Source organism: Bradyrhizobium sp. JYMT SZCCT0428, assembly GCF_018131075.1.
Lineage (GTDB): Bacteria > Pseudomonadota > Alphaproteobacteria > Rhizobiales > Xanthobacteraceae > Bradyrhizobium.
Genome location: NZ_JAFCLS010000002.1, coordinates 57440 through 81784, shown reverse-complemented (window position 1 = coordinate 81784; position 24345 = coordinate 57440). Strand labels below are relative to the sequence as shown.

Genomic DNA, 24345 nt, shown 5'->3' with positions numbered 1-24345 from the left:
TCGATCGGGTACACCTGCAGCGATCGATTATCACGCCGTTTCGCCTGTACTACAGGCTACGATGTTGTGAGACCGCACAAAGACGCGCAGAGCAATGGAAGCGGGGCAGCGCGTCGAACCACCGCCAAATGAGTTTGGAGGCCGTCGAGAGGCGGTGCACATCAATCTGGGACAGCAACATCGCGATAAATGGAGGCCATCCATTGGGGTTATCGCGCATTTCCGCCGACAGGGTATGTAATACCGATTGCTCGTGTCGAAATCCGCACAACTGTCGTTGCCCTTACGACAGCACCTCGGATCTCTGCGCTATCGATTCCGCAGTCGCCGCACCAAATCGAATTGTTTCGAGCTGTTGTCAAGAATCGATGCTCGGACCCGTTCCGCTAAGAGTATAGCGGGGGGCGCTATTGATCCACGGTCCGCGATCCGCGCACGTGCCCGGCCATTATCCGATGTGCAACAGCTTGACTTATATTTTTGTTGTGTGATCTTGATGCAAAATAATGCAGGGTGGAGCCGTCCGGATGGCCAGCGTGGGGCCCTCGAACCATGTCTCCCGCGTATTATCGGTCGCTAATCCTTTGGCCGATACCGATGCTCAGTCGCGGATCGCTGAATCTTGGCGACGATGTCTGATCGATCATAAGCTGGATCCGTCCAGGAACGGTCCACCGCAGACCTTCACAGAACCCGAACTCAGGCGTCTCACCCAACCGATCGAACAATTGATCCAGGCCGCCATCCCGGAACTGGAAGACCTCGCGCGCGTACTGCGGGATTCCGGCTATTGCGTCAACTTTGCTGACGCAAACGGCACAATGCTCATCAGTCGTCTCCCGGGTGGTGATTACGAGCGCATGTTCCGTGATCTGAACATATACACTGGCTCGAACTTCGCGGAGGCCTGCGAGGGAACCAATGGAGTTGGCACGGCACTCGCTGAGCAACGACCCATTCTGGTCCATCGCGACGAGCATTTTCGCGAGCAATGGAGCATCTTTACATGCGGTGTCGCACCCCTGTTCGACCACGTCGGCAAGTTGGCCGGTGCCCTGAATATCACCTCGTGCCGCGTCGAGCTCGATAGAGCAGCTCATCAGCTTGCGTTTGCGATGGCGGTGGAAACCGCGCGTCGCATCGAGAGCTCCATTTTCTGCCGGGAATTCGGGGACTCCTGGATCGCGACGCTGCAAGGTGACGAAGGCGCCGGTTTGATTGCTTTTGATGAGGACCGTCGCGTCGTCGGAGCATGCCGCCGCGGCCGATCAATCCTGGGATTGACAGGCGCGATGATCCAGACGGGCATCGATTTGTCTCAGTTGGTTCAGGTGAACGGTCGTGCCATCCGGACTGAGATAACGTCGGTCGAACTCCGGCGGACGGATGGCGCTCGGCTAGGGCGAGGACAGGTCGCTCCGCCGAAGATTGCGAAATCCAGCGGCAGGCGAACGGAAATACGACACAACCCGGCAAACCGGTACGCCAGCCTTACTGAGCTTGCCGGAAACGATCCTGTGCTAATCAAAGGGGTCAGGCGACTCATGACGATCGGGGACCACAATCTCCCGATCTTGCTGCATGGCGAGACCGGGTCTGGCAAGGACGTGTTTGCTCGTGCCATCCACGCCTCGAGCGGCCGTGCACAAAACAACTACGTCGCTCTAAATTGTGCGGCAATGCCGGAAAGTCTGATCGATGCGGAATTGTTTGGATATGAGGCAGGCGCATTCACGGGTGCACGACGCGAAGGATCAAAGGGTTTAATTGTTCAGGCCGATCGCGGTACGCTATTCCTCGATGAGATTGGCGACATGCCACTCGCTCTGCAAACTCGCCTGTTGCGCGTGCTTGAAAATCGGGAAGTGTGGCCTCTGGGAGCCCTAAAGCCAGTAGCCGTCAACATTAGCCTGATTAGTGCGACACATCGCGATCTTGGTCGCATGGCTAGTGCCGGTAATTTCCGCGCCGATCTCTATTACAGGTTACGTGGCATGGAAATGCGGCTTCCTGCCCTACGTGAGCGGCTTGATAAGACTGATGTCATTTCCAAGATCGCCGGCGAAGAAGCGCCGAATTGCAGGATATCAGAGGAGGCATGGACCGCGCTACTCTCTTACCCTTTCCCTGGAAATATGCGCCAGCTCAGGCATGTGTTGCGACTGGCCGGTTGCACTGCTGAGGACGGAATTATAGTCAAAGCGGACCTTGATCTCCCCCCCGTTTGCAGCACCGTATCCGATCAGGACACGGAGCAGGCCGCGATAGTCGACGCCTTACGAAGTAATGGCGGACGCGTAGTCAAGGCGGCACACGCGTTGAAACTTAGCCGCGCCACTCTCTACCGCAAGATTAAGCTGTTGAAGATCAGCGTTCCAGACTAAGGCCGCGATGACTCGTTCAAGAGAACCTGCTCCAACTCAAGCGTCGTGCATCGAGATCGGCAAGCGAAAGCTGGCCTTGGATATCCCGCACGCCTTTGAAGCCACTGCGCAGATATATGAGTGGGTAAGTCTCGGCCGAGAGTCGCGCGTCTCGGACTTCTCCTATGAATACCGAGTGGGTGGTCGTTTCAAACTCCTGCGTTAGCATACAGTCGAAAGCCACGGCTGCATCCTCCAATAGAGGACTACCCGTCACGCTCGCGATCCAACGCCCGAGTGCGAAACGATCATCGCCGCTAATGCCCTTTTGACCGCTAAATGTCAGGGCGAGCGGCATATGCTCCTCGCTGAGGAAGTTGACCGCGAAGCAGCCTTCCTCGCGAATCCGAGCATGTGCGCTGGCGTTCCGGTTGACGCAGACAAGCAAGGACGGCGGATTGTCGGAGAGGGAGCAGGCCGACGTAACCGTCAAACCCGTTCGCAATCGTGGTTTGGTTCCGACAGTTACCACGGCGACCGCGCCTGCGCACTGGCGCATGGCTTGCTTAAAAATGGACGCCTCGATCTTCATGCCTGTCTCCCAACGCCGACCGCGGACCTTCGTCCAAGCAAGTGAACCCAGGTGCGAAGCTTCTCCGCACCTGGAGCTATATTTGTCACGCTGCTTCTGACAATTCCGCACCCAGATGCTTCAACTGCGGCATAACCTCCCGCTGCAATAGCTCGAGCGAGCGATGCCATGCCTGCGGCTTATGCTTGTAGTCGAAGCCGAACACGCACAGAACGCCGAAGCCGCCGACCTCGCGATAGATCTTTTCGATTTTTTCGACGGCCGTCGAAGGTGAACCGACGATCCAGTTGCGTCGGGCGCAGTAATCGACTGTAACGTCGCTATCGGGCACGTCGGGCATGTGCTTCAGATAATCCTTGAAACCAAAGTGCCCCAAGAGGGGAAGAAAGTATTCTCCCATCATGCGGCCCATCATGTCGCCGGCTGAGAGCTTCCATGCTTCTTCATCGGTATCTGCGATGAACACCTCGCGGACCAGTCGCCAATCCTTGCGACTGGGTTTGCGCCCGGTCTTTGCGGCGCCAGCTTCGACAGAATCCCAATGGCTGCTGACGTAGGCCGGGTTGAGATTGAGGCTCATCGGGATGAAGCCGCGCTCTCCCGCAAGCTTCAGGGTGTCGGAGTTCTTCGATAGACCCGCGACGCCGATTGGCGGATGCGGCGCCTGCAGTGGTTTGAGATGTGGCTTCAGAAAATCGAACATTGTGTCCGGCTTGGTTACCGTCCAGAACTTGCCTTTGTAGGTGAAGGGTGCGGGATCGGACCATAGCTTCAGGATGATCTCCAGCGCCTCGCGGGTCATGTCGCGGTTCTGTCCACTCATGCCATCAACATTGAACATCGCCCAGTCGCTGGGCAGGCCTGATGCGGCAACGCCGAAATTAAGCCGTCCCTCTGAAAGGTGATCGAGCATCGCGACGCGATTAGCGAGCTCGGCAGGGTGATGATAGGGCAGCAGGAAACCGCCAGGACCGATCCGAAGCTTCTTGGTCTGCAGCAGAGCTTGCGCGATCAGAAGGTCCGGCGACGGATTGGGTTCCCAAGGTGCGGTGTGATGCTCGCCGATCCAGGCTTCCTGATATCCAAGTTCGTCGAGCCAGCGCAGGACCTGTAGGTCCCAATCGTGGCCCTCTTTCAATCCGCACTCCGGTGGGTGCGAAGGCATGGTGAAATAGCCGACTTCCATAGGATCTCCTCCCTGTGAGTACCGCATCTCGCGATGCGTTTTGCTTTGCAATCGCTGGGTAGCAAGCGCCATGCCAAGCCGCTGTCCATTGAGTGATGGCCAGCATGGGGGTTCGGCGCCAAATTGTCGGAGGACCGAAGCCGAACCCGCCTCATCGTCCCGCGACGTCAGTGCAAATTGTGGGACGGCGCTACTAAAGCGAGCCCCGCCATATCGCCTTTCTGATTGGTTCAGGAAATAGCCGTCTCATGGCAATGAGACGGTCTTGCGACATTTGAGACGACCTGACCTCAATCTTGTTGAGTGTTTCAGCCGAAAATGTATGGGCCGCAGTTGGCAGTGCGCCCATACCATTGCGCTCAATGTGAGCCGTTGGCGATGGCACGGGCTTTGCTGTTTAGCCGTCAGCGAGCGTAGCGCGCCTAAACATCCGAGATACCTCCAACCGTCAAGAGCGCGACGCACGATTTGACCGACGAACGCAATATCTCGTGAAGGTACCGCGACGCAGCTACGACGATCCAAGCATCACGGTTCAACGTTGGGGAGACATGAGTCGCGCGAAATATTGGAACGCTTCGGAGCTACTTACATGACGCCGTTTGATGGCTTCACTCGCTAGGAACCGGGCGCGGATAGCCTACCGATATCAATTAAGAAACACGACAACCAGGAGGAACGCTCTATGAAATCGCGAAAGATGACACGTCACTACATTTTGTTGGTCGGTCTCTTGATCGTAGCAACACCGTTCATTGCCCAACTCGCGAGGGCGCAAAGCCTAGAGGCAATGGCAACGGCGTCGCCGAATGACTGGCCCCAATATCATCGAACTGGAGCGGCTTGGCGTTACAGCCCACTTTCCCAGATTAACAAACAGAACGTCGCCAATCTGAAGGTGAAGTGGATACATCAGCCGGGCGATGTCACGCAGGGACTGCAAGCAACACCGATTGAAGTGGATGGAGTTCTCTATTACATCGGTCCTTACAACCGGATGTATGCCCTAAATGGCGCAACCGGAGCAGTTTTGTGGCAGTATCAGCCGAAGCTCGCGCAAATCTCCAACGACGTGTTCTACGTAGCAGCGAGCCGTGGCGTCACTGTTGGGCGTGGAAAGGTTTTTCTTGGGACGCTTGACGGGCGTTTCATCGCTCTGGATCAGAAGACCGGGAAGGAAATCTGGTCTCGCCAGTTGACCGATCAGAAGAAGGAATATGGCGCGCTATTTTCATCACCTCCCCAGCTCGCCGGCGAAATTTTGTTCGGCGGTTCGACTGGTGGTGACCAACCGCATCGCGGAAAAATTTACGCGGTAAACGCTGACACGGGTGAACCGGCGTGGACGTTCGATACCATCAAGGATGATCCAAAGAGCTGGCCGAACGACTCCGGTAATACGGGAGGAGGCGGTGCCTGACTACCCGGAACATACGATGCGACAAGCGACACGATCTATATCGGCACGTCCAATGCGTCGCCGGACTTCTACGGAGCGGATCGGGAGGGCGACAACAAGTACACCGCGACGGTCCTGGCGCTCGATCCGAAGACGGGCAAGCTGAAATGGCATCGGCAGGAGATACCTCATGACGTCTGGGACTACGACTCCGCCTACGAAGCTGTCTTGATAGATAGGGATAATGAAAAATTGCTGATGCACCTCAACAAGATCGGCTACGTCTTTGTAATGAACAGAGATAACGGCGATCTCAAGAATGTCTGGAGACTCATCGACAACGTTAATTCGGTGAAAAGTATCGATCCTCGAACAGGGGAGTTGATTGGACGTAACGAGCCAAAGCCTGGTGAAAGAATGCTTCTCTGTCCCTGGTTGCTCGGTGCGAGAAGCTGGAATCATGGCGCTTACAGCCCGCAGACGGGGCTTTGGTACACCAACACGATGGAGGCCTGCAACGAAGTTGTCTCAAAGAAGGATGATCCAACTTCCCTAAAACCGATCAACGCACTATCGCTCGGCGTTGGAGATCTAAAAACCGTTGCGCCTCCAACGGGCAAGCCGCTTGGCCGTCTTGCCGCGCGCGACCCCGTCACAGGCAAAATGAAATGGAGTGTGGACTACGAGATACCAGCCTTGGGAAGCGTCCTGACCACTGGCGGCGGGCTCGTATTCAACGCCGATGTCGACGGACATATCTATGCTTACGATGCAGACAATGGATCCGTACTCTGGCAGTTCTCGGCGGGCTCTGGAACGCGCGGTGGACCGATCAGCTACTCAATCGCCGGCAAGCAATACGTCGCCGTTCCGACTGGTTTAGGCTCTCTCGCTGTGGGTTTCATGGCCAGTGCCTTCCCCAGAATTAAGGAGATTCCCGCGGGCGCCGCGCTCGTTGTGTTCGCTCTCGATTGAGATGCTCGTCGATAGCTGTTGCGAGTCAAGGTGTTTCTATGGGCGGGCGGACCTAAAAGTCCGCCCGCCGCAAATACGGATTTGGTCATGCGGTCAGCGGGTATTGCCATAGGCTGGTTATGCGTTATGTCGCTGTCGTCAGTGGTTGCGGCTGACGAGCGGTCTCCGTTCGATCTTTCGGATCCTCAGAGGGTTGATGCCGGAAAGCAGCGCTTCAATAGTTCGTGTGTGGGCTATTGCCATGGAAGTGAGGGAATGGGTGGTAGAGCACACTCGTTTAAGGGCCGGGGAGACGACTTTGATGTCGAATATGCATATCGGATCATTAAAAATGGCCGCAAAGGATCGGGCGCGGTGATGCCCCGGTGGGGGGAAACGTTCTCACAGGAGCAAATATGGGAACTGGTGGCTTATTTGAAATTTCTGAGTACGCAAAAAGAATAGAGGCAACAGAAGCCAACGCGTTAGTATTGTCCGGTGGACGATCGGGACGGCGACCTTCATCTTTGCGCCCCCGGTCCCTCATGGGGAACGAGGCGGTCTGTGTCCAGCAAAGCCCCAAGCCATCGCGCGCCGCGAGCTGATTCACGCAGGTGGGAGCTAGTTTGCGTGAGTCACGCGCAGGTGACGAAAGTGCGCAACGGTACCAGACTCAATCGAAATTCCAACTGCGCTGGTCCGAGCTGAGGTCGTTGCCATCAATGCGGGTCGCTCTCGCCGCATGGCAACAGCGGCACATGACTTGACCGGTGTCTCCCGCCGCAATCGATCGAAGTCATAGGCGGGATAGGCGAAATGACTAGATCGTATTGCCGCACCTCGGTCTGGCGGAGTATTTCTAGGCGAAGGGTTGGACGGCGCGCGCCGAGTGCTTCCGGTCGTCGGAACCAGCTGAATAGATGGTAGAGCCCATACGCTCGGATAATCTTCGGCTCGATGCAAGGAGAGCACGAGCCGTAGGACCCGTGAGCGAATCATCGAAGTGGCCAGCGGGTCCTAGTGCAGTGACAACAGCGGCCAGTTCATTGTCGTGATCATAGATCGGAGCCGCCAAGGCTAATACCCCAGGGAGGACACCTCCTGCCGTATGACCGAGGCCGCGTTTTCGCACTGTCTTAAGGGCTTCTTTGGCTTCATGCAGGGTTGGTGCCTTACCCTGAAGTTTCTTGATTTCATTCAGGTCAGCCTTGATCAGAGAATGGGTCATCGATTGGGGAAGCAGAGCAGCAAAGACTTGGCCCGTCGCGGATCGTAGCAGGGGCATGTTCGAGCCGACCCTGACGTTAACCGTCACAGGCCTTGCTGGCTCAAGCCAACGTACGATCGTCGGTCCGTTCGTCCCCCAGACCGCGAGTAGCAGGGACGCATCGACTGAATCGCGTAATTCCGCAAGTTCCACGTGTGCAGCCGCGATTACATCGACCCGTGAGAGGGCTACCAGACCAATCCTGAGAGCCATTCCACCGAGCATGTATCTGTTGTTGTTGTGTGAGCGCTCCACGAAACCCGCCCGAGTCAGGCTGGCGAGATACCGATGTGCCTTCGCGGAAGGCATGCCGACATGCTCAGCTATCTTTCCAAGACTTTCTTCGCCGCCTAGATCGGCGAGCGAACGGAGCACGCGCATGCCCACTTCGACAGATTGCACCCCCCCACTGGCATAAACCGCGCGCGGCCGTCGCGACTTGTCGGGAGATTTGGACATCCGGGAATCTCTACTCAGTTTGATCGAGAGTCTTGCTCCCGCCTATCTTGGATTAAGCCCTTCATATGCGGCGGGCAAGATCAGCGGCTTCCGAGGCCAGCGCCCTATGTCGCTCGCGGGTACATCTGCGCAGTGTGATGGCTTCCCGGGCACGGGCCGCGGAAAGCAAAGAGCGTGTTGAACTCAGTCGCAAATTACGATAGCCGTATCGAGTTACGTAATCCGAAATCGGTTACGTCAGGCCTTTTGAATGACCGTGTATCAGGCTCCATTGGAGGAAATTCGGTTCGCGCTCGGTGTAAGCCGTTGCATGAACGACCAAGCAGCCGCGTCTAATTTTGAAGCGGACGAGGTGGACGCAATCCTGTTGCAGTGCAGCAAGTTAGCGGAGAGAGTCTTTTCGCCCCTAAACGCTCTCGGCGATAGGGAAGGGTGCCGATTCGAGAACGTTGTTGTCACCACGCCTCCCGGGTTCAAGGATGCCTATTCGATCTTCGCCAAGGCAGGATGGAATGGTCTAGGATTGCCCGCCCGGCTCGCGGGTCAGGCCATGCCCTTTGCCGTGGCAATCTCCATTTCGGAGATGTTGAACTCCGCCAATCTCTCGCTTGCCATGGGCCTGATGCCGACGCCGGGGGCAATCGAGCTGATCGACCGTTTCGGAAGCGAGAGACAAAAGCAGATCTACCTTCCGCGTCTGATCTCAGGAGAATGGACCGTGACGATGGCCCTAACTGAGCCGCAGGCAGGAAGCGATCTCGGCGCCATCGCGACGCGTGCCTACGTGGAGGAGGGGTCGCTATTCATCAAGGGGCGCAAGTCGCTCATCACCTGGGGCGAACACGACCTCACCGAGAATATTGTTCACCTGGTGCTGGCGCGTAGCCCAAGTGGCGCTCCTGGGGTGAAGGGACTTTCCCTATATTTGGTGCCGAAGCTCCGCCTCGAAGGTGGTTCGAACGATGTGAAGTGCATTGGAATCGAGAAGAAGATCGGCTTGAAATCCAGTCCGACCGCATCCTTGGTTTTCGGCGAAAATGGAGGGGCGACGGCGGAACTGCTCGGAAAAGAAAACGGTGGTTTGGAGCAGATGTTCATTCTGCTTAACCAAGCTCGTCTAAGGGTCGCTGCCTTTGCCTTAGGGTCGGCCGAACGGGCAAGGCAAGCCGCCGTTGGATATGCGGCTGTTCGCGTGCAAGGTCGTGATGCGCAGGGGAAACCAACGGTTATCGCCAACCACCCCGACGTCCGAAGGATGCTGACGTCGATGGAAGCCAGAACCGAGGCAATTCGCTTCCTTATTGCCTACGCGGCATCTTTCGTTGACGGCGCTCATGCCTCGTTGGCGGAGACAAAAGTTCGCCTGGAGATATTGACGCCCATCGTGAAAGCCTGGTGCACCGAAACCGGTTTCGATGTGGCTTCTACGGGAGTGCAGATCTTCGGCGGCCTGGGCTACAGCGAGGAATGCGAGGCTTCGCAGTACTTCCGTGAGGCACGTGTGCACATGATATACGAAGGCACGACTGGTGTTCAGGCCAACGATCTAATCTTTCGCAAGATCCGTTTGGACGGTGGGTGCGGTGCACGAAAACTCTTCAGTTCAATCGAGACATCGCTCATGAGCGAGAGTTCCGTGGATGACCCCGGACTGTTATTCGTCCGCGAGAAGATATGCGCCTCGCTGGCGCTGCTGAAAGAGCTAACCGACTCGATCGTCGTGCAGAACGGCGCTCGACTAGCCCGCCTGCGAGCGAACGGTGCCCACTACCTGATGTTTTCAGGCACCGTACTCGCATGCTGGTTAACGTGGCTTGCAGCAACACGTGCGACGGCCTCGGACACGCGCGTCGCAGACGAATTCTCCCGAAGAAAGAGAAAGAACGCTCGTTTCCTGGCGGCGCAGTATCTGGCGCCTGCGGCGGCGTTGGCAGAAAGCGCTCTTTCCAGTCGGATGTTCGATCTCTGCGAAGCGGGCGAAATCGAATGAAAATGCGGCGGGAATCAAATCGACCCCTCTCGTCGGTTCAGACCTTGATGCATATGCTCTCCCATGCCGCGGAACGGAATCCGGATGGTGAGGCACTTGTCATTGTCGGCGGGGTTAGGCTTACCTATGCAGATCTCGTGACGAGCGTTCTCGAATTCACGGCGCACTTGAAGCGACTGGGCAGTCACCGTGATAGAGTTGCCGTTGCGCTGCCCAACAGCGCCGATTCCGTCATCGCCGTTCTCGGCGCAATGGACAGCGGCGCACAGGTCGTTCTGCTCAATCCATCCTATCCGGCCAAAGAATTGGGGCCGATACTGCGGGATGCGGATCCACTGGTTCTGGTTTGCACCCGATCGTTGAACGAACAGCTCTCCAACTCAGAAGGTGCAGAAATTCGCGGGTCGGTCGTCATCGATGAACCGTTCGCCTCGCTGGTTCGTCGATCTCGCTTCGCCGATTTCGCGGCCCTTTCAAAGCCTGGATTAGACGAACTTGCCGTGCTTCAATACACCGGCGGCACGACCGGTGGCGCCAAAGGCGTAAATCTCACCCACCGCACTACAGCACTCAACGTGACTCAGCGGGAGGAGCTCCTGCCGACGCGCTTCGGGCAGGAGAGATTTTTATGCATGACGCCACTCTTCCACGCGTATGCGACGGCGACTTCCTTTTTTCCATCCATCTATTCGGCGAGCACACTCGTGGTCCTGCCGCGTTACGAGCCGGAGCGCGCGCTTGATGCGATCTCGGCCGAGCGAATTACCCTGTTCTGCGGAGCACCGACCATTTACAATGGACTTGTCGCTCATCCCGGATTTACCGAGAAGGACTATGCTTCGCTCATAGGGGCCTATTCAGGGGCCGCGCCGCTCTTGGTGGCGACGCTGGCCGAGTGGGAGCGAGTCACCCATGTTCCCATTGCCGAGGGATATGGCCTTACCGAAGCGACCGCGATCCTTTGCTTCAATCCGTTGCTTGGCCTCCGAAAGCCGGGATCAGTGGGGCTCGCATTGCCGGGCACCGAGATCGAGATAGTGGACGCCGAGAACGGAACAACTGTGCTGGGCCCGTCGAGCATCGGAGAAATCAGGGCTCGAGGCCCCCAGCTCATGGCTGGTTATCGCGGTCGGGCGCGGGAGACCGCGGAAATCATTCGAGACGGATGGCTCTACACGGGCGATATCGGGGAGCTTGATGCCGATGGATACCTGTTCGTCAGAGACCGCAAGAAAGATATGGCGATTGTCTCGGGATACAATGTGTTTCCGAGGGAGCTGGATGAAGTCCTTTCGTCACATCCCGATGTCGTGGAAGCAGTCGCCGCCGCGGTGCCAGATACGTACCGGGGCGAAGTGATGCACGCTTGTGTAAAGGTCCGACCCGGTAGCAGCCGTGACGCGGCGGACTTGATCGCTTACTGTTCGGCGAGCCTAGCCCGGTACAAAGTGCCCGCGAAGATTTACGTGGTCGAAGAAATCAGCAAGACGGCAGCAGGTAAGATCGACCGGAAGAGAACCAGAGAATGGCTCATTACGATGATGAGCGACTAACGTGTCCACAACGGCAAATCAAATACGATAGGAGCAAGCGATGACTATGATTGATCGCAGATCGGTTGTTCTTGGGCTGAGCGCGGCGCCATTTCTGACGCGAGGCGCGGTTTCCCAGGGCGTGAGTACTACCTACAGATTGGGTTTCCTCATGCCGCTTACAGGGGGATCCGGAAAGCTCGGCCAAATGATGCTTGAGGGATCGCAGCTGGCGGTCGATGAAATCAATGCGGAAGGATCGAGAAAGATCGAGCTTATCGCCGAGGACAGCCAGGCACTTGCAAAGAACGGCATCGACGGCTTCAGAAAGCTGGCGGAGGTCGATAAGGTTCCGTTCGTTATCACCGGCTGGACTGCTGTCGTTGCGGCAATTGCTCCTTTGGCAACGGAATCGAAGGTCTACCTTCTCTCCGCCAGTTCGGCATCGCCTGCATTGCGGTCGGTGTCCCCCTATTTCCAGTCCACGTGGATGTTTGATGACGAAACCGTCAGGCTGATTCTTCCTTATGCCGCCCAAAAGCTAAATGTCGCGAAGCTCGGTTTGCTCACCGAGGTAAGCGACCTCGGCGCCGCTCTGGGAGCATCGATCAAGAAGGAGTGGTCGAGACTTGGCAAGGAGCTTTCGATCGAGGAAAGCTTTCAGTCAAAGGAGACGAACTTTCGCCCATCGCTGTTGAAGATATTGGCGACGAAGCCGGACGCCATTTACAACACGAGTTCGAACGGAAAGCTCTCGGCTCAAGTCGTACGCCAGGCGCGGGAACTCGGTTATGAGGGCATTTTCCTGTCGTATGGCGCGTTCGAAGATCCGGAAATCCTCGCGATCGGTCAAAAGGCCGAAAAGTGCTTCTACACTTCGCCGACCTTCGACACGACGGCCCGTAACGAGACGACCAGGAAATTCGTGGATGCCTTTACTCGAAAGCACAGCCGTCCTCCGAATATTCATCAGGCGAACCACTACGACCTCGTGCAGCTGTTTTCAGCAGTTGCAGCGAATCTGGCTCGCGAAAAGGCGCCGTTGACCGGCCAAGCTTTTCGGACGGAGCTCACGTCGAAGTTTCCTACCTATGATGGGGCGGCGGGACGCTATCGGTTCAATTTCGCGGATGGAAGCGTCATGCGTTCGACCGTTGTGAAGACCGTCAAGGACGGGGCGTTCGTCAAGATCGCGGACTTGGACTAACCGAAAGTTGCTCGACGATGACCAGTTCGATGCTCCTGCTGAACTTAATTGTTGACGGTGTAACGCTTGGCTGCATCTACAGCCTCATCGCCATCGGGTTTTCACTGCTTTGGTGGATTGCAGGAATAGTTCACATCGCCCACGGAGCCACGATGCTTGCAGGAGGCTTCGCCTTGTTCGCCGCGCTTGAAATGGGCGGGGCCGGCTTGTCCGTTGCCTTGCTGGCGGGGCTGCTTGGAGCCGTCGCGTTGGGGGTCATCGTCGAGATATTCATGTATCGGCCTCTTCTTAATCGAGGCACCGACGAAATGGGCATTCTGACCGCCTCGCTCGGCGCTCTCATCTTCTTCGAATACGCCATCACGATTGCCTTTGGACCTGAAGGGGCTACGCTCGATGCTGGCGGTCTGAGGACGCCGGTGATTCAGGGCCTGCCGCTGGTTTTCGATCGCTTTTCGGCGCTGATCGTCTGCGTGACCCTCCTGACGTTTCTTGCTCTTTGGTTCCTGCTGGCGAAGACACAGATTGGCCGCGAGATGCGAGCGATTGCTTCCAACCTGGATTTAGCGGAGGTGTTGGGGATCAATATCCGGCTGGTTCAGGTCTATGCGGCGGCAATTGCCGCCGCGCTTTGCCTGCCTCCGGCCGCGTTCCTTCTGTTCAATACGGGGCTTGTGCCATCGGAAGCCCTGCATGTTGTATTGGTCGCTTCGGTCGTTGCGATCCTCGGAGGCAGAGGCAGTCTTTTGGGTGCCTTGGTCGCCGGCCTGCTGATTGGAGTCGCCGAAAGCGCTATGACATGGCGTTTCGCTGCCGGGTGGCGTCAGTTGATCACGTTCTCGCTCCTCTATGTTTTGCTTCTCGTTCGACCTCAGGGTCTGTTCGGCGAGCGGGTCTAGGATTGTTGGATGGCCTACCTCGCTCACCTTCTGACAATCGCGAACATCTATATCGTGCTGGCAGTCTCACTGGATTTGCTCGTCGGATACACCGGTCTCATCTCGCTCGCACATGCCGCCTTCTTCGCAATAGGCGCCTATTCGACGGCAATCCTGCAGAAATCGGATATCGGCCCATTTGCAGCGATGGCGACCGGGATGGCGGTAGCTGCTCTCCTGAGTGTCCTCGCAGCCCTGCCTTCTCTTCGCGTCCGAGGCGTCTATCTCCTGATAGTGACGATCGCGCTTCAAATCGTGACAACGGTCGTGCTCCTGAACTGGGGTGAACTAACCGGAGGACCGGGTGGCATTGCGAGGATCCCCCCGCTCGTTGTGTTTGGGCAGCCCCTGCATGGACTGGCGTTCACTGCGCTTACTTCAGTCGTAGCCGCTGCCGTCTTCGCGGTCTGCTGGCGGCTCATGCATTCGCCGTTCGGCACGTTACTCCAGGCCGTACGAGACGACGAGTTGAGTTGCCTCATGCTGGGTAAAAACGTCGCCTTGGCCAAGATATCCGTATTCGCGTTTTCCGGCGCGCTGGCGGCGATGGCTGGAAGCCTCTATGCGCATCATACGTCCTATGTCGACCCCTCGGGCTTCGACGTGATTGTGTCCATATTGATTTTGCTCATGGTCATGTTGGGAGGCGCAGGTACGCTTTATGGACCAGTCGTGGGGGCAATTACGTTGACGCTTCTGCCGGAAGTGCTGCGCTTCATGCCCGCTCCACCGGGCGTCGCGGCGGCGTCCAAGCAACTCGTCTATGGTCTCCTTCTCGTCATCATCATTTTTTTTCGCCCGCAGGGATTGCTCGGTAAGGGGAGGTTCCATGCGCGAGGTTGATATCTCCCGAGCATCAAGTGCGCCGCCGGTGCTCGAGGTGCGCGGTCTTCGGAAACGGTTCAAGGGTAACCAGGTTCTGCGCGGCGTGACCGGATGCGTCACACGAGGCGCGGCGACGGCTCTGATCGGCTCCAACGGTGCCGGCAAATCGACGCTCCTGAACATCATATCCGGGCTGCTGTCCTCAGATGAAGGGACGATCCTGCTCAACGGGCGCGACATCACCGGGCGTTCGGGCTTCTCTCGCGCCAGGGATGGTATGGGAAGAACCTTTCAGCATCCGCGCGCCTTTACATCGTTGACCGTCCGCGAAGCCGTATTGATGGCGCGGACGCCACCGGGCGATGAAGGAATCGGCAGCAACCTCGCAAGAGCACTGGGTGTACTGAGAAAGGCACCGGAGCTCGACCGACAGCGCGTCCAGGAATGTCTCGAGATTTGCCGCCTCGACCATTTGTCGGACGTGACCGCTGATCGCCTATCGTACGGCGAACGCAAGCTCCTGATGTTCGCCCAAGTGCTGGCGTTTGATCGTGACCTGATCTGCCTCGACGAACTCTGCGCCGGGCTGGAGGCGAATGTTGTTGAGTATCTGATGGGTGTATTTTCCGAATTGGTCCGGAATGGAACGACCATTCTGTTCGTCGAACACAATCTTGAGCTGGTGCGCGAATTGGCCGACGAGATTGTGTTCCTGCACGAGGGTACCATTTATCGCAGCGGGTCCGCCGGCAGCGTACTTGAAGATTCCGAAGTGATCAGCCTGTACCTGGGAGAGTGAGGTGAGCAACAGCATTCTCTCGGCGACGCGACTGAACGTATCGTATGGATCCCAAGCTGTGCTTCGAGATATCGACTTCAGCCTCGACCCAACGGAAATTTGCGGCATTATCGGGCCCAACGGCGCGGGCAAGACGACGCTGCTCAGAAGCCTCTACGGCCTCCTTCGGCCTCGCGGCGGACGAATTTGCGTCGAGGGTCAGGATATCACGGAAAAAGGCGTTAGAGAGCGATTGGAGCGACGTATTTCCTATGTGCCGCAGGAACGGAGCGTCTTCCCGAATTTGACCGTGATCGAGAACCTCGATCTCGCGGTGGATGCTCTGCCCGCGTCGCGGCAAAGCGGTCGAGAAGCGCAGAAGGAACTCGTCCTTGAATTGTTTCCGCGACTGAAGGAGAGAAACCAGCAATTGGCCGGAACGATGAGCGGTGGCGAACAGCGCATGGTCGCGATTGCGATTGGGCTGATGTCTCAGCCGCGGGTGCTCTTGCTGGACGAACCCACGACCGGCCTGGCGCCTCAAGTCGTTCATAATCTAATGGATGTCATTAAGCGGCTCAACCGGGACTGCGGCATCGCGACCGTCATAGTGGAGCAGAATATACTATCGACGGCAAAGATCGCCGATCGCATCTACATCGTGAAGGACGGACGTGGCTCCGAGTTTCAAGGAAGCCCAAGTCAACTCACCAAACAGCAGATCATGGAATGCCTGTAGCTGCTGCGTCGACGCAATATAGGGAGGATCAATATGCACGTCATTATTGCAGGAGCGGGCATCGGCGGGCTGACCACGGCGCTTTGCTGCCTCCGCGAAGGTATGAAGGTAACACTGCTGGAACAGGCCCGGGAACTCAAAGAGGTCGGAGCCGGCGTCCAAATTTCCAGCAATGGGGCGATTGTCCTGCGGGAGCTCGGGCTCCTCGATATGGTGGAGCGGATCGCGGTAAAGCCGATAACCTTCAGGGTTCTGTCGTTCGATACGGACGAACTGATTTCCGACATGCCGTTAGGGCCCGAGGCCGCCGCGCGATACGGCGGACCATTCTATCAATTTCATCGAGCTGATCTGCTCGACATCCTCAAGAGCCAATTGCCGCCGCATGTGTTGAGGCTGGAAAGCAAGGTAGTCGACGTACTGCAAAACCAGCAGGGGGTAACGGTCGTTCTGGGTAACGGAGAGCGGGTCACCGGCGACGTGCTCGTTGGAGCAGACGGAATCCATTCTGCCGTTAGGGCCCGACTGGTGGGCGACGGTCCCACTACGTTTTCGGGCAAGCTGGTGTGGCGCGCTCTCGTTCCGGGAGATCGATTGGGAGACCTGTCGTTCAAGGAACGTTTCTATGGGTGGGCGGGGCTCGACCGGATGGTCTGGGCGTACTGGGTCAGACCGGGGCAGATGTTCAATTTCGGCGGCGTTGTACCGTCGTCGGAAGTCAGGCGTGAGACGTGGAGCCAAACCGGTGAATTGAGCGAACTGCGCGCATCCTTCTCAGGCGCGAATCCGAGGTTGTCCGCCTTGATGGAGCTGATTGACGAGGCCTTCATTACCGGCCTCTACGATCGGGATCCCCTGGCCAGATGGACCGTAGGTCGCGCTACGCTTCTTGGCGACGCTGCTCACGCGATGCTGCCTTATCTCGCTCAGGGTGCGACGCAATCGGTCGAAGACGGTTACGTATTGGCCAAAAGTCTGGCGCGAAAGAAAAAGGCAGGCGTTGCTGACGCGCTGGCCCTTTACGAGATGAAGCGACGTCCGCGAACCACGAAAGTGCAAACGGTGGCACGTTCGACCCATATCTTCTGGACAGAGGGAGATCCCGTGCAGGTTAGAGCGAGGAACGGCCGGATGAAAGGACTGGCTCAGATCGACCCGCTGGCGACGACGATCTGGAGATGGTTGTACGGCTACAATCCGGTCAAGGCCGGCGAATCTGATGAGATAGTGCCCGACAAGCGAGGAGTTAGGTCAGTTTTTGCCGAAGACAACCCGCAGCAAAAGCGGGCGTGGGATATGTGGCATGATCTCTTCACGTCCGAAGAGGAAGCTGGCGGGATTCGTGGGCTCAGGCGCGGGTACGACCGGTTCTTTGGTCAATTCAAGCCTGCAACAGACACGGACATCAACGAGGTCACGATCGGCGAGGCCACGGGTCTTTGGGTCGATGCCAAGGGCACGAAGAAAGGTCGGGTAGTGCTGCACCTTCATGGGGGCGGATTCGCTTTCGGATCCGCGCGTTGTTCGGTCGAGTATTGCGAACGTCTATCGAAAGCGATCGATGGCAGGTGCCTTGCGCTCGAGTACCGTCTAGCACCCGAAAATCCGTTCCCTGCAGCGCTTAACGACGCTGTGCGCGCGTATGAATGGCTTCTTGAGCAGGGATACGAAGCAGAACAGATCTTCCTGAGCGGAGAATCGGCCGGCGGAGGGCTCGCGGTTTCGACGGCGGTAGCTCTCCGCGATGCGGGGAGGCCGCGTCCGGCCGGCATGTTCCTGTTGTCTCCCTTTGTCGATTGTTCGCTCGCAAGCCCAAGCATCGAAACTTGCGAGGGGAAGGATCCAATCATAGACCGCGATATCCTGACCTACATGTCGACAAGCTACTTCCAGTCACATCAGGCCACGGATCCGAGGGTTTCTCCGGTCTATGCGGATCTCGCCGGGCTTCCCGCGATTTTGGTCCAGGCCAGTCGTCGAGAGGTGTTGGTGGACGATGCCGTACGGCTGGCTGATCGAGCACGAGATGCGGGGACGGACGTAAGGCTATCACTCTACGACGAACGACTGCATATCTTCGGTCTGTATCCCTTCCTGCCGAGCGCCGAACGCGCGTTGCTTGAAATCCAGGATTTCGCGAAAGACCCTCGTTTGTCCTCGGTGCCTCAGGTTGCAATCTCGGGGTAAGCAACGGGACGCGCCGGTCAGTCCGGCCAGCCATCGGCGGGCCTTCATTTGAAGTTTTACGCTGCGTAACAAGTTACATAATAAGAAATCAACTTTCCGCTGTTGACGGGAAGTTGAGGTCAGAAAGACCGGACCCCGACATGAAGAGCTCCGACCATCCAAGTGCATCGACCGGCCAAGGTATTTCTGCCTGCCCTTCGCATGCATACTCGCCGTCGACCCCCGACCGTGGAAGTCATAGCGGTGGGAGAGAACCACTTGGCTGTCCCGTCGGTGCGGAAGCCTCGTCTGGCACTTTGACTGGCGCGCATCTGTTTTCTTCGAAGGCCGCCGAGTTCGATCCTTTCGAAGGAGCGTATCAGGTCGATCCAGCAGACTCATTGCGATGGTCCCGGGACGAGGAGCCGGTCTTCTTCAGTCCGAAGCTCGGATATTGGGTTGTGACCCGATATGACGACATAAAGGCCATCTTCCGGAACAATATTCTGTTCTCCCCCTCGATCGCGTTGGAGAAAATAACGCCGGCGCCTCCCGAGGCGCAGGAGATTCTGAAGCAGTACGGTTACGCAATGGACCGTACGATGGTGAACGAGGACGAGCCAGCGCACATGGAGCGGCGCCGGCTCTTGATGGATTCATTCAGCCCCGAGGCGCTTGCGAAACACGAGACGTCGATTCGACAGCTGACTCAACGTTATGTGGATCGTTTCATCGACAAGGGCGAAGTCGATCTGGTCGCCGAGATGCTTTGGGAGATCCCCCTTACGGTGGCGCTCCACTTCCTCGGGGTACGGGATGACGACATTGATGAGTTGCGCCAATTCTGCGTGGCGCACACGATCAATACGTGGGGCAGGCCGAGCCTGGACGAGCAGCTCCATGTGGCGGATTCGGTGGGGCGCTTCTGGCGAGCCGCAAACCGGGTTCTCGACGGTATGATGGAAAATCCAGCCGGAGACGGTTGGATGTACGTCTCTATCCGGCAGCATCTCAAGCATCCGGATGTCGTGCCGCTATCCTACCTGCGGTCGATGATGATGGCGATCCTCGTGGCAGCGCATGAAACGACGTCCAAGGCCACCACGAACGCTATGCGGCTGCTGTTGTCCGACAAGGAGGCCTGGAGTCAAATCTGCGCGGATCCAAGCCTGATTCCCATGGCAGTCGAAGAGTGCTTGCGGCGTGCGGGGTCAATCGTTTCGTGGCGCCGTATCGCCACCGCCCCGACGAGGGTGGGGGACGCGGAAATTCCCGAGGGAGCCAAGCTCCTGTTGGTAATGGCTTCGGCCAATCACGACGAACGAAAATTCGAGAATCCCAGCGTCCTCGATCTCCATAGAGAGAATACGGTTGATCATCTTTCCTTCGGATACGGCGCTCATCAGTGCATGGGAAAGAACATCGCCCGGATGGAGATGAGGAATTTCCTCGAAGAGTTCGTGCGCCGACTGCCGCACATGGAACTCGTGCCGGACCAGGAATTCAAATACCTTCCAAATACATCCTTCCGGGGGCCGGAAAGTTTGTGGGTTCGCTGGGACCCAGGGCATAATCCGGAACGTCGCGACGAAACGATTCAGAAGTCTCGTCAGTCGTTCAAAGTCGGACCGCCCGCCCGAGCCGACATTGCGCGACCGGTTCGCGTCGTCGACGTTCATCAGGAAGCCGATCGTATCCTGCGGATCATCCTTGAAGCCACCGACGGCCGAGACCTGCCGGCCTGGGCCCCCGGAGCCCACATCCATGTGCTCCTTGGGGAATACGACCGGCGCTATTCCCTTTGTGGCGACCCGGAAGATCGGAAGCATTACGAGCTGAGGATATTGATGGAGACGGCAGGAAAGGGTGGTTCGCGCCATATCCACGAAACCTTGCGCACCGGCGACATGTTGCGGATCCGTGGGCCCAAAAATCACTTCCGTCTGGACGAATCCGCGTCGAGCTATTTGCTGATTGCCGGAGGCATAGGAATCACGCCGATCGTCGCCATGGCCGACCGCCTCAAGCACCTCGGCAAGCGCTACGAGCTCCACTATGCCGGCCGCTCCGCTTCGAGCATGGCGCTGTTGGAAAAGCTTCGCCGGGACCATGACAAGAATTTGCAGCTTTATCCCGCCTCCGAAGGAGCAAGAATGGATCTGCGAGCGTTGGTCGAAAAAGGAACCATCGTGGACCGAATATATGCCTGCGGTCCCGATCGTCTGTTGAGTGAGCTTGTTGGTTTATCCTTGGATTGGCCTGAAAATACTCTTCACAAAGAGCATTTCACATCTGCCCAGGCCGCCGCCGATCCGTCGCATGATCGTCCGTTTGAGATTGAGCTTCGCGATTCGCAGGTTACCCTGCAGGTTCCGCCCGATAGGACGGCTCTCGATGTGTTGGAGGCTGCCGGCATTGACGTAGCCTGTGATTGTCGAGAAGGATTATGTGGTTCGTGTGAGGTGCAGGTGATTGAAGGTGAAGTGGAACACCGAGATCGAGTGCTATCTCAGTCCGAACGCGCCCGGAATACGCAGATGATAACCTGCTGCTCGCGAGCGAGAGGGGGCAAGATCGTACTCGCGTTATGACGACGTTGTAGAGGACGTGGGACAATGCGATCCACCGTATGGGACGAGGCCTTCGTCATACCTTTCATCGCGCCGCGTTTAGTTTGATGACGCTCCGCGCTTGCAATTCTCGCCGGCGAACGTGGACAGGCGGGCGGCGGAGTCACGCCGAAATAAACGCTCATAATGCTCGATGCCCGATGGGAACCGCGTGATCTTCGGTGCGCAGCTCTGTGCTAACGGAACCGCCCGGCAGTAATATCTGCCTAAGCGTTATGTGGCGTCGCTACCTGCTGCAGCCTTTCTATTAAGTTTAAATGGTACCCCTGACAACGACTTCATATCCGACGTCTACAACTGTGTCCGACTGTTGGGTCTTATTGATCCGACGGAGGATCATCTCTGCTGCAGCTTCGCCGATCTTGTCACCAGGCGTGCGAACAGTGGTTAATCCCGGAGGAACTTCGGCCGCGATTTCATAGTCGCCATATCCGGCAATGGCGAATCTGTTTGGAACGTGCCAGCCGCGCCTCATGCATTCGAAAAGCGCACCGGTTGCCAGAACGTCCGTGAAGCAGAAAATGCCCTCAAGAAGCGGTTCGCGCTCGAGGATCCGATCCATCGCGAGCCGGCCGCCCGAGAAGCCGGACCAGTCGGGAACGAACGCCATCAGGTCGCTAGTCAGTCCGGCCTCTAACATCGCTTCCTGAAAGCCGGCAACGCGTTCCTGGAAGCGGCGGTTGTTCTCAATCGGGTAACCGGCGAGCCCGATGCGCCGCTTTCCGCTCGCTATGATTAGGCGCGTAATGTCTTTCGCCGCCTTCCGGGCAGAAAAGCCGACGCCCATATCAAGGAAAGGGCCTTCGAGATCCCACGTTTCGACAAGGGGAATACGAGCATTGATCAGCATATTGCGCGTTGCCTCGTCACGGTTGACGCCAGTGAGGACAATGCCATCGACACGGCGTCCGATCAGCGCGCGCACGGCCTCAAATTCTCGCTCCGCCTTCTCCACCACCGATATGATCAGGTGGTAGCCGTTCGCGCGCAGCGTGTTCTCGAGCCCAATAATCATGCCCGCGAAGTTGGAATTTTGAATGGAAGGCGCGATGACGGCGACGATGTTACTTCGACCCGAAGCCAGATTGCCTGCCATCAGGTTCGGTACATAACCAAGCCGTGCGGCCGCCGCAGCGACCCGGTCCCGCGTTTCAGGGATCACCTTGGATGGGTGCTTGAAGGTATTCGACACCGTCATAGGTGAGACGCCGGCTTCCCGCGCGACGTCCGACATCTTGACGGAACTCTTGTGCGTGACGTGGTCGTTCAAGTTGATCCGCCTGTGTAGTTGGGAGCCTTGGCGTCCTCGACACGAGGATGACCGCCCGATTCTGGTGCTGCCTCAAATACAGACAACAGCACAATTTGCCGCTTTTTTAGTTGACGGCCAGCCAGACACGTTTATTGTAGCGCTACAATAGCGGGTTTCAGGTTAAATTGGAGAAAATTTTGACATTTTCCATCATGGCGCGTGACGGCAAAACGGGGATGTTTGGGATCGGGATAGCGACGTCCGCGGTCGCGGTCGGCAACCGCTGTCCTTGGGTGAAGGCCGGGGTTGGCGCGATTACGACGCAGCATAGAACCGACACCCGGGCTGGTCCCCTCGGCCTCGACCTCCTTTCCAGAGGGTGTACGGCGCAAGAGACCGTCAACTTGCTGGCCGCAACCAACGATTTCCCGCAGGAGCGTCAGTTCGCGGCGGTGGACAAGGAGGGGCGTGTCGCCTTCTTTAACGGCCCTGAGATCAAATGTATCAATGCCGGCTTTACCGGCAAGTCCTGTGTCTCGACCGGGAACTTCATCGCCAATTCGGACGTGCCAAGGGCGATGGTCGAGGCGTTCGAAAGGAGCGTAGGCCAGGTTTTCGCGGAGCGGCTGCTTGCCGCCGTAGATGCCGGACTTGCCGCAGGCGGCGAAACCAAGCCCATCATGTCCGCTGCTCTCCTGATAGCCGATCGCGAGACGTGGCCGCTTGTCGATCTGCGGGTCGATTGGGCCGGGAATCCGCATCTCGAACTGCGTCGATTGTGGGAATTCTACAAGCCGCACCAGGAGCGCTTCATCAAGCAGGTGCTGACGCCGGGCGAGCTTACCTTGCTCGAGAATTCGCCCATGAACGTCTAGGACGGAATGTTTGGCCGACGGCACGCGAACCGTGGTTGGCATACAACACGACATTGAAGCGTAAGCCTGCTCGCTTCAACCAATGCGATACAACGAAGCAGCATCTGTCAGACATTTCGTTAATAAGACATTCGAAAGGAGAAGTGTAGTGAAAGCAAATCAGACGATCTTGGCGCTCCTGACATCTTTACTTGCCTCCGTCTCCAGCGCTGTTGCGCAAGAGACCCTCGTCGTCAATTCGTGGGGTGGTGCTTATGAAAAGCTGCACAAGCAGCTGGTGTTCGAGCCATTCGAAAAGGCCAACAACGTCAAGATCAAGGTAGTGACGGTCTACTCCGCCGATACGCTGGCGCAGCTGCGCGCGCAAAAGGGCGCCCCGCAATACGACGTGGTTCACTTCTCCGGAGGGCAAGAGGTCGTCGCGGCACGCGAAGGCCTCATCTCGCCGATCAAGCCTCAAGAGCTGCCGAACGCCGCTGACCTGTACCCGTTCGCGACCGAAGGCATGGCGCGCGGTGAAGGGCCGGTGCACCTCGTGACCGCGATCGGCCTGCTCTATAACGAGAAGAAGGTTCCGAACGCGCCGAAGGCGTGGAAGGATCTCTGGAAGAGCGAATACGGCGATCACCTCGTTCTCACCGACCTGTCCAATTCCTACGGCCTGCTCGGCTTCCTCATGATGAACAAGGTTTGGGGGGGCTCGCTCGACAATACCAAGCCGGGCCTGGAGAAGGTTGGGGAACTGCTCAACAGGTCGGTGATCATTTCGTCATCGCCGGAAGTTCAGCAGAACTTCGCCCAGAACGATGCCTGGATTGCCGCATTTTCGCAAGACTACGCCCACGTCATTCGCCAGAGCGGCCAGCCGGTCAAATTCCTGTTGGCCGAAGAGGGAGCTCCGGCCGTGTTCTTCACCGCCAATCTCGTTGCCGGACGCCCCAATCAAGCCCTGGCCAAAAAGCTGATTGATTTCGAGTTGTCGCCGGAAGTGCAGGCGGCTTTTGCGCGGGAGATGCGTTACTCGCCCACCAATCGGAAAACCAAGCTCGATGACAATGTCGCCTCTGAAGTGGTCTTCGGCGACGCCGTCAAGTCGCTGGTCCGGTTCGATCCGGCTCAGGTCGACAGCAGCAGGGCGACGCTGATCGAGAACTGGAAGAAGTTGATCGCACGCTGACCTGCATCAGACGAAA

At 57.5% G+C, this 24345-nt stretch carries 19 protein-coding genes; 15 read left to right on the top strand and 4 right to left on the bottom strand.

What is annotated here, in order from left to right; all coding sequences use genetic code 11:
* Positions 1 to 527: 527 nt before the first annotated feature.
* A complete protein-coding gene (locus JQ575_RS02240; protein WP_212031664.1) occupies positions 528 to 2384 on the top strand; it encodes a sigma-54-dependent Fis family transcriptional regulator in 1857 nt (618 codons plus the stop codon).
* Positions 2385 to 2400: 16 nt separating this feature from the next.
* Here JQ575_RS02240 and JQ575_RS02235 read toward each other — a convergent pair whose 3' ends face one another.
* Together JQ575_RS02235 and JQ575_RS02230 are read right to left on the bottom strand one after the other, a co-directional pair.
* Complete coding sequence (locus JQ575_RS02235) at positions 2401 to 2955, bottom strand: flavin reductase family protein (protein ID WP_212031663.1); 555 nt, start codon at positions 2953 to 2955, stop codon at positions 2401 to 2403.
* A gap of 85 nt (positions 2956 to 3040) precedes the next feature.
* On the bottom strand, positions 3041 to 4141 hold the full coding sequence (locus JQ575_RS02230; protein WP_212031870.1) for an LLM class flavin-dependent oxidoreductase: 1101 nt from the start codon (positions 4139 to 4141) through the stop codon (positions 3041 to 3043).
* Positions 4142 to 4826: 685 nt separating this feature from the next.
* Between JQ575_RS02230 and JQ575_RS02225 the strand changes: the two genes are divergently transcribed.
* From JQ575_RS02225 to JQ575_RS46350, 3 genes are all read left to right on the top strand, one after another.
* The gene (locus JQ575_RS02225; RefSeq protein ID WP_212031662.1) at positions 4827 to 5561 is read left to right on the top strand and encodes a PQQ-binding-like beta-propeller repeat protein; all 735 of its coding nucleotides are present in this window, start codon (positions 4827 to 4829) and stop codon (positions 5559 to 5561) included.
* Between the two features lie 237 nt (positions 5562 to 5798).
* The gene (locus JQ575_RS02220; protein WP_249166403.1) at positions 5799 to 6515 is read left to right on the top strand and encodes a PQQ-binding-like beta-propeller repeat protein; all 717 of its coding nucleotides are present in this window, start codon (positions 5799 to 5801) and stop codon (positions 6513 to 6515) included.
* An 87-nt stretch (positions 6516 to 6602) separates the two neighbouring features.
* The gene (locus JQ575_RS46350) at positions 6603 to 6959 is read left to right on the top strand and encodes a cytochrome c (RefSeq protein ID WP_212031660.1); all 357 of its coding nucleotides are present in this window, start codon (positions 6603 to 6605) and stop codon (positions 6957 to 6959) included.
* Between the two features lie 394 nt (positions 6960 to 7353).
* Here the strand turns inward: JQ575_RS46350 and JQ575_RS02210 are convergent, their stop codons facing one another.
* On the bottom strand, positions 7354 to 8220 hold the full coding sequence (locus JQ575_RS02210; RefSeq protein WP_212031659.1) for an IclR family transcriptional regulator: 867 nt from the start codon (positions 8218 to 8220) through the stop codon (positions 7354 to 7356).
* Positions 8221 to 8470: 250 nt separating this feature from the next.
* Here JQ575_RS02210 and JQ575_RS02205 point away from each other — a divergent pair, with 250 nt between their 5' ends.
* The 9 genes from JQ575_RS02205 to JQ575_RS02165 all read left to right on the top strand — a co-directional run bounded on the left by JQ575_RS02205 (position 8471) and on the right by JQ575_RS02165 (position 20986).
* The gene (locus JQ575_RS02205) at positions 8471 to 10210 is read left to right on the top strand and encodes an acyl-CoA dehydrogenase family protein (protein WP_212031658.1); all 1740 of its coding nucleotides are present in this window, start codon (positions 8471 to 8473) and stop codon (positions 10208 to 10210) included.
* On the top strand, positions 10207 to 11763 hold the full coding sequence (locus tag JQ575_RS02200) for an AMP-binding protein (RefSeq protein ID WP_212031657.1): 1557 nt from the start codon (positions 10207 to 10209) through the stop codon (positions 11761 to 11763). Before JQ575_RS02205 ends, JQ575_RS02200 begins: the two co-directional genes overlap by 4 nt.
* 40 nt (positions 11764 to 11803) lie before the next feature.
* Positions 11804 to 12949, top strand: coding sequence for an ABC transporter substrate-binding protein (locus tag JQ575_RS02195; RefSeq protein ID WP_212031656.1), 1146 nt, complete (start codon positions 11804 to 11806; stop codon positions 12947 to 12949).
* 17 nt (positions 12950 to 12966) lie between these two features.
* On the top strand, positions 12967 to 13848 hold the full coding sequence (locus JQ575_RS02190) for a branched-chain amino acid ABC transporter permease (protein WP_212031655.1): 882 nt from the start codon (positions 12967 to 12969) through the stop codon (positions 13846 to 13848).
* Between the two features lie 9 nt (positions 13849 to 13857).
* Positions 13858 to 14730 carry a branched-chain amino acid ABC transporter permease gene (locus JQ575_RS02185; protein WP_212031654.1) on the top strand — a complete coding sequence of 291 codons (873 nt, stop codon included), beginning with the start codon at positions 13858 to 13860 and terminating at the stop codon, positions 14728 to 14730.
* Positions 14717 to 15511 (top strand): ABC transporter ATP-binding protein, encoded by a 795-nt coding sequence (locus JQ575_RS02180; protein ID WP_212031653.1) that lies wholly within the window; start codon positions 14717 to 14719, stop codon positions 15509 to 15511. The genes JQ575_RS02185 and JQ575_RS02180 overlap by 14 nt, the downstream gene beginning before the upstream one ends.
* Before the next feature lies 1 nt (position 15512).
* On the top strand, positions 15513 to 16229 hold the full coding sequence (locus JQ575_RS02175; protein WP_212031652.1) for an ABC transporter ATP-binding protein: 717 nt from the start codon (positions 15513 to 15515) through the stop codon (positions 16227 to 16229).
* 33 nt (positions 16230 to 16262) lie between these two features.
* Positions 16263 to 18416: an alpha/beta hydrolase fold domain-containing protein gene (locus tag JQ575_RS02170; protein WP_212031651.1), complete on the top strand. Its 2154-nt coding sequence runs from the start codon at positions 16263 to 16265 to the stop codon at positions 18414 to 18416.
* 140 nt (positions 18417 to 18556) lie between these two features.
* Positions 18557 to 20986 carry a cytochrome P450/oxidoreductase gene (locus JQ575_RS02165; RefSeq protein WP_212031650.1) on the top strand — a complete coding sequence of 810 codons (2430 nt, stop codon included), beginning with the start codon at positions 18557 to 18559 and terminating at the stop codon, positions 20984 to 20986.
* A gap of 292 nt (positions 20987 to 21278) precedes the next feature.
* On the opposite strand, the gene JQ575_RS02160 is transcribed toward JQ575_RS02165, so the two are convergent.
* A complete protein-coding gene (locus tag JQ575_RS02160; protein WP_212031649.1) occupies positions 21279 to 22295 on the bottom strand; it encodes a LacI family DNA-binding transcriptional regulator in 1017 nt (338 codons plus the stop codon).
* A 194-nt stretch (positions 22296 to 22489) separates the two neighbouring features.
* On the opposite strand from JQ575_RS02160, the gene JQ575_RS02155 reads away from it, so the two are divergent.
* Together JQ575_RS02155 and JQ575_RS02150 are read left to right on the top strand one after the other, a co-directional pair.
* Entirely contained in the window at positions 22490 to 23152 is a 663-nt protein-coding gene (locus JQ575_RS02155) for a DUF1028 domain-containing protein (RefSeq protein ID WP_212031648.1), read from the top strand.
* 148 nt (positions 23153 to 23300) lie between these two features.
* Positions 23301 to 24329 carry an ABC transporter substrate-binding protein gene (locus JQ575_RS02150; RefSeq protein ID WP_312015870.1) on the top strand — a complete coding sequence of 343 codons (1029 nt, stop codon included), beginning with the start codon at positions 23301 to 23303 and terminating at the stop codon, positions 24327 to 24329.
* The last annotated feature ends 16 nt before the right edge of the window (positions 24330 to 24345 follow it).

Bases quoted from the DNA above. Each gene is read 5' to 3' on its own strand.
- JQ575_RS02185 (WP_212031654.1), top strand. From the start codon at position 13,858: ATGGCCTACCTCGCTCACCTTCTGACAATCGCGAACATCTATATCGTG.
- JQ575_RS02195 (WP_212031656.1), top strand. From the start codon at position 11,804: ATGACTATGATTGATCGCAGATCGGTTGTTCTTGGGCTGAGCGCGGCG.
- JQ575_RS02220 (WP_249166403.1), top strand. From the start codon at position 5,799: ATGCACCTCAACAAGATCGGCTACGTCTTTGTAATGAACAGAGATAAC.
- JQ575_RS02235 (WP_212031663.1), bottom strand. From the start codon at position 2,955: ATGAAGATCGAGGCGTCCATTTTTAAGCAAGCCATGCGCCAGTGCGCA.
- JQ575_RS02205 (WP_212031658.1), top strand. From the start codon at position 8,471: ATGACCGTGTATCAGGCTCCATTGGAGGAAATTCGGTTCGCGCTCGGT.
- JQ575_RS02230 (WP_212031870.1), bottom strand. From the start codon at position 4,141: ATGGAAGTCGGCTATTTCACCATGCCTTCGCACCCACCGGAGTGCGGA.
- JQ575_RS02180 (WP_212031653.1), top strand. From the start codon at position 14,717: ATGCGCGAGGTTGATATCTCCCGAGCATCAAGTGCGCCGCCGGTGCTC.
- JQ575_RS02210 (WP_212031659.1), bottom strand. From the start codon at position 8,220: ATGTCCAAATCTCCCGACAAGTCGCGACGGCCGCGCGCGGTTTATGCC.
- JQ575_RS02165 (WP_212031650.1), top strand. From the start codon at position 18,557: ATGAAGAGCTCCGACCATCCAAGTGCATCGACCGGCCAAGGTATTTCT.
- JQ575_RS46350 (WP_212031660.1), top strand. From the start codon at position 6,603: ATGCGGTCAGCGGGTATTGCCATAGGCTGGTTATGCGTTATGTCGCTG.
- JQ575_RS02190 (WP_212031655.1), top strand. From the start codon at position 12,967: ATGACCAGTTCGATGCTCCTGCTGAACTTAATTGTTGACGGTGTAACG.
- JQ575_RS02200 (WP_212031657.1), top strand. From the start codon at position 10,207: ATGAAAATGCGGCGGGAATCAAATCGACCCCTCTCGTCGGTTCAGACC.
- JQ575_RS02240 (WP_212031664.1), top strand. From the start codon at position 528: ATGGCCAGCGTGGGGCCCTCGAACCATGTCTCCCGCGTATTATCGGTC.
- JQ575_RS02155 (WP_212031648.1), top strand. From the start codon at position 22,490: ATGGCGCGTGACGGCAAAACGGGGATGTTTGGGATCGGGATAGCGACG.
- JQ575_RS02170 (WP_212031651.1), top strand. From the start codon at position 16,263: ATGCACGTCATTATTGCAGGAGCGGGCATCGGCGGGCTGACCACGGCG.
- JQ575_RS02225 (WP_212031662.1), top strand. From the start codon at position 4,827: ATGAAATCGCGAAAGATGACACGTCACTACATTTTGTTGGTCGGTCTC.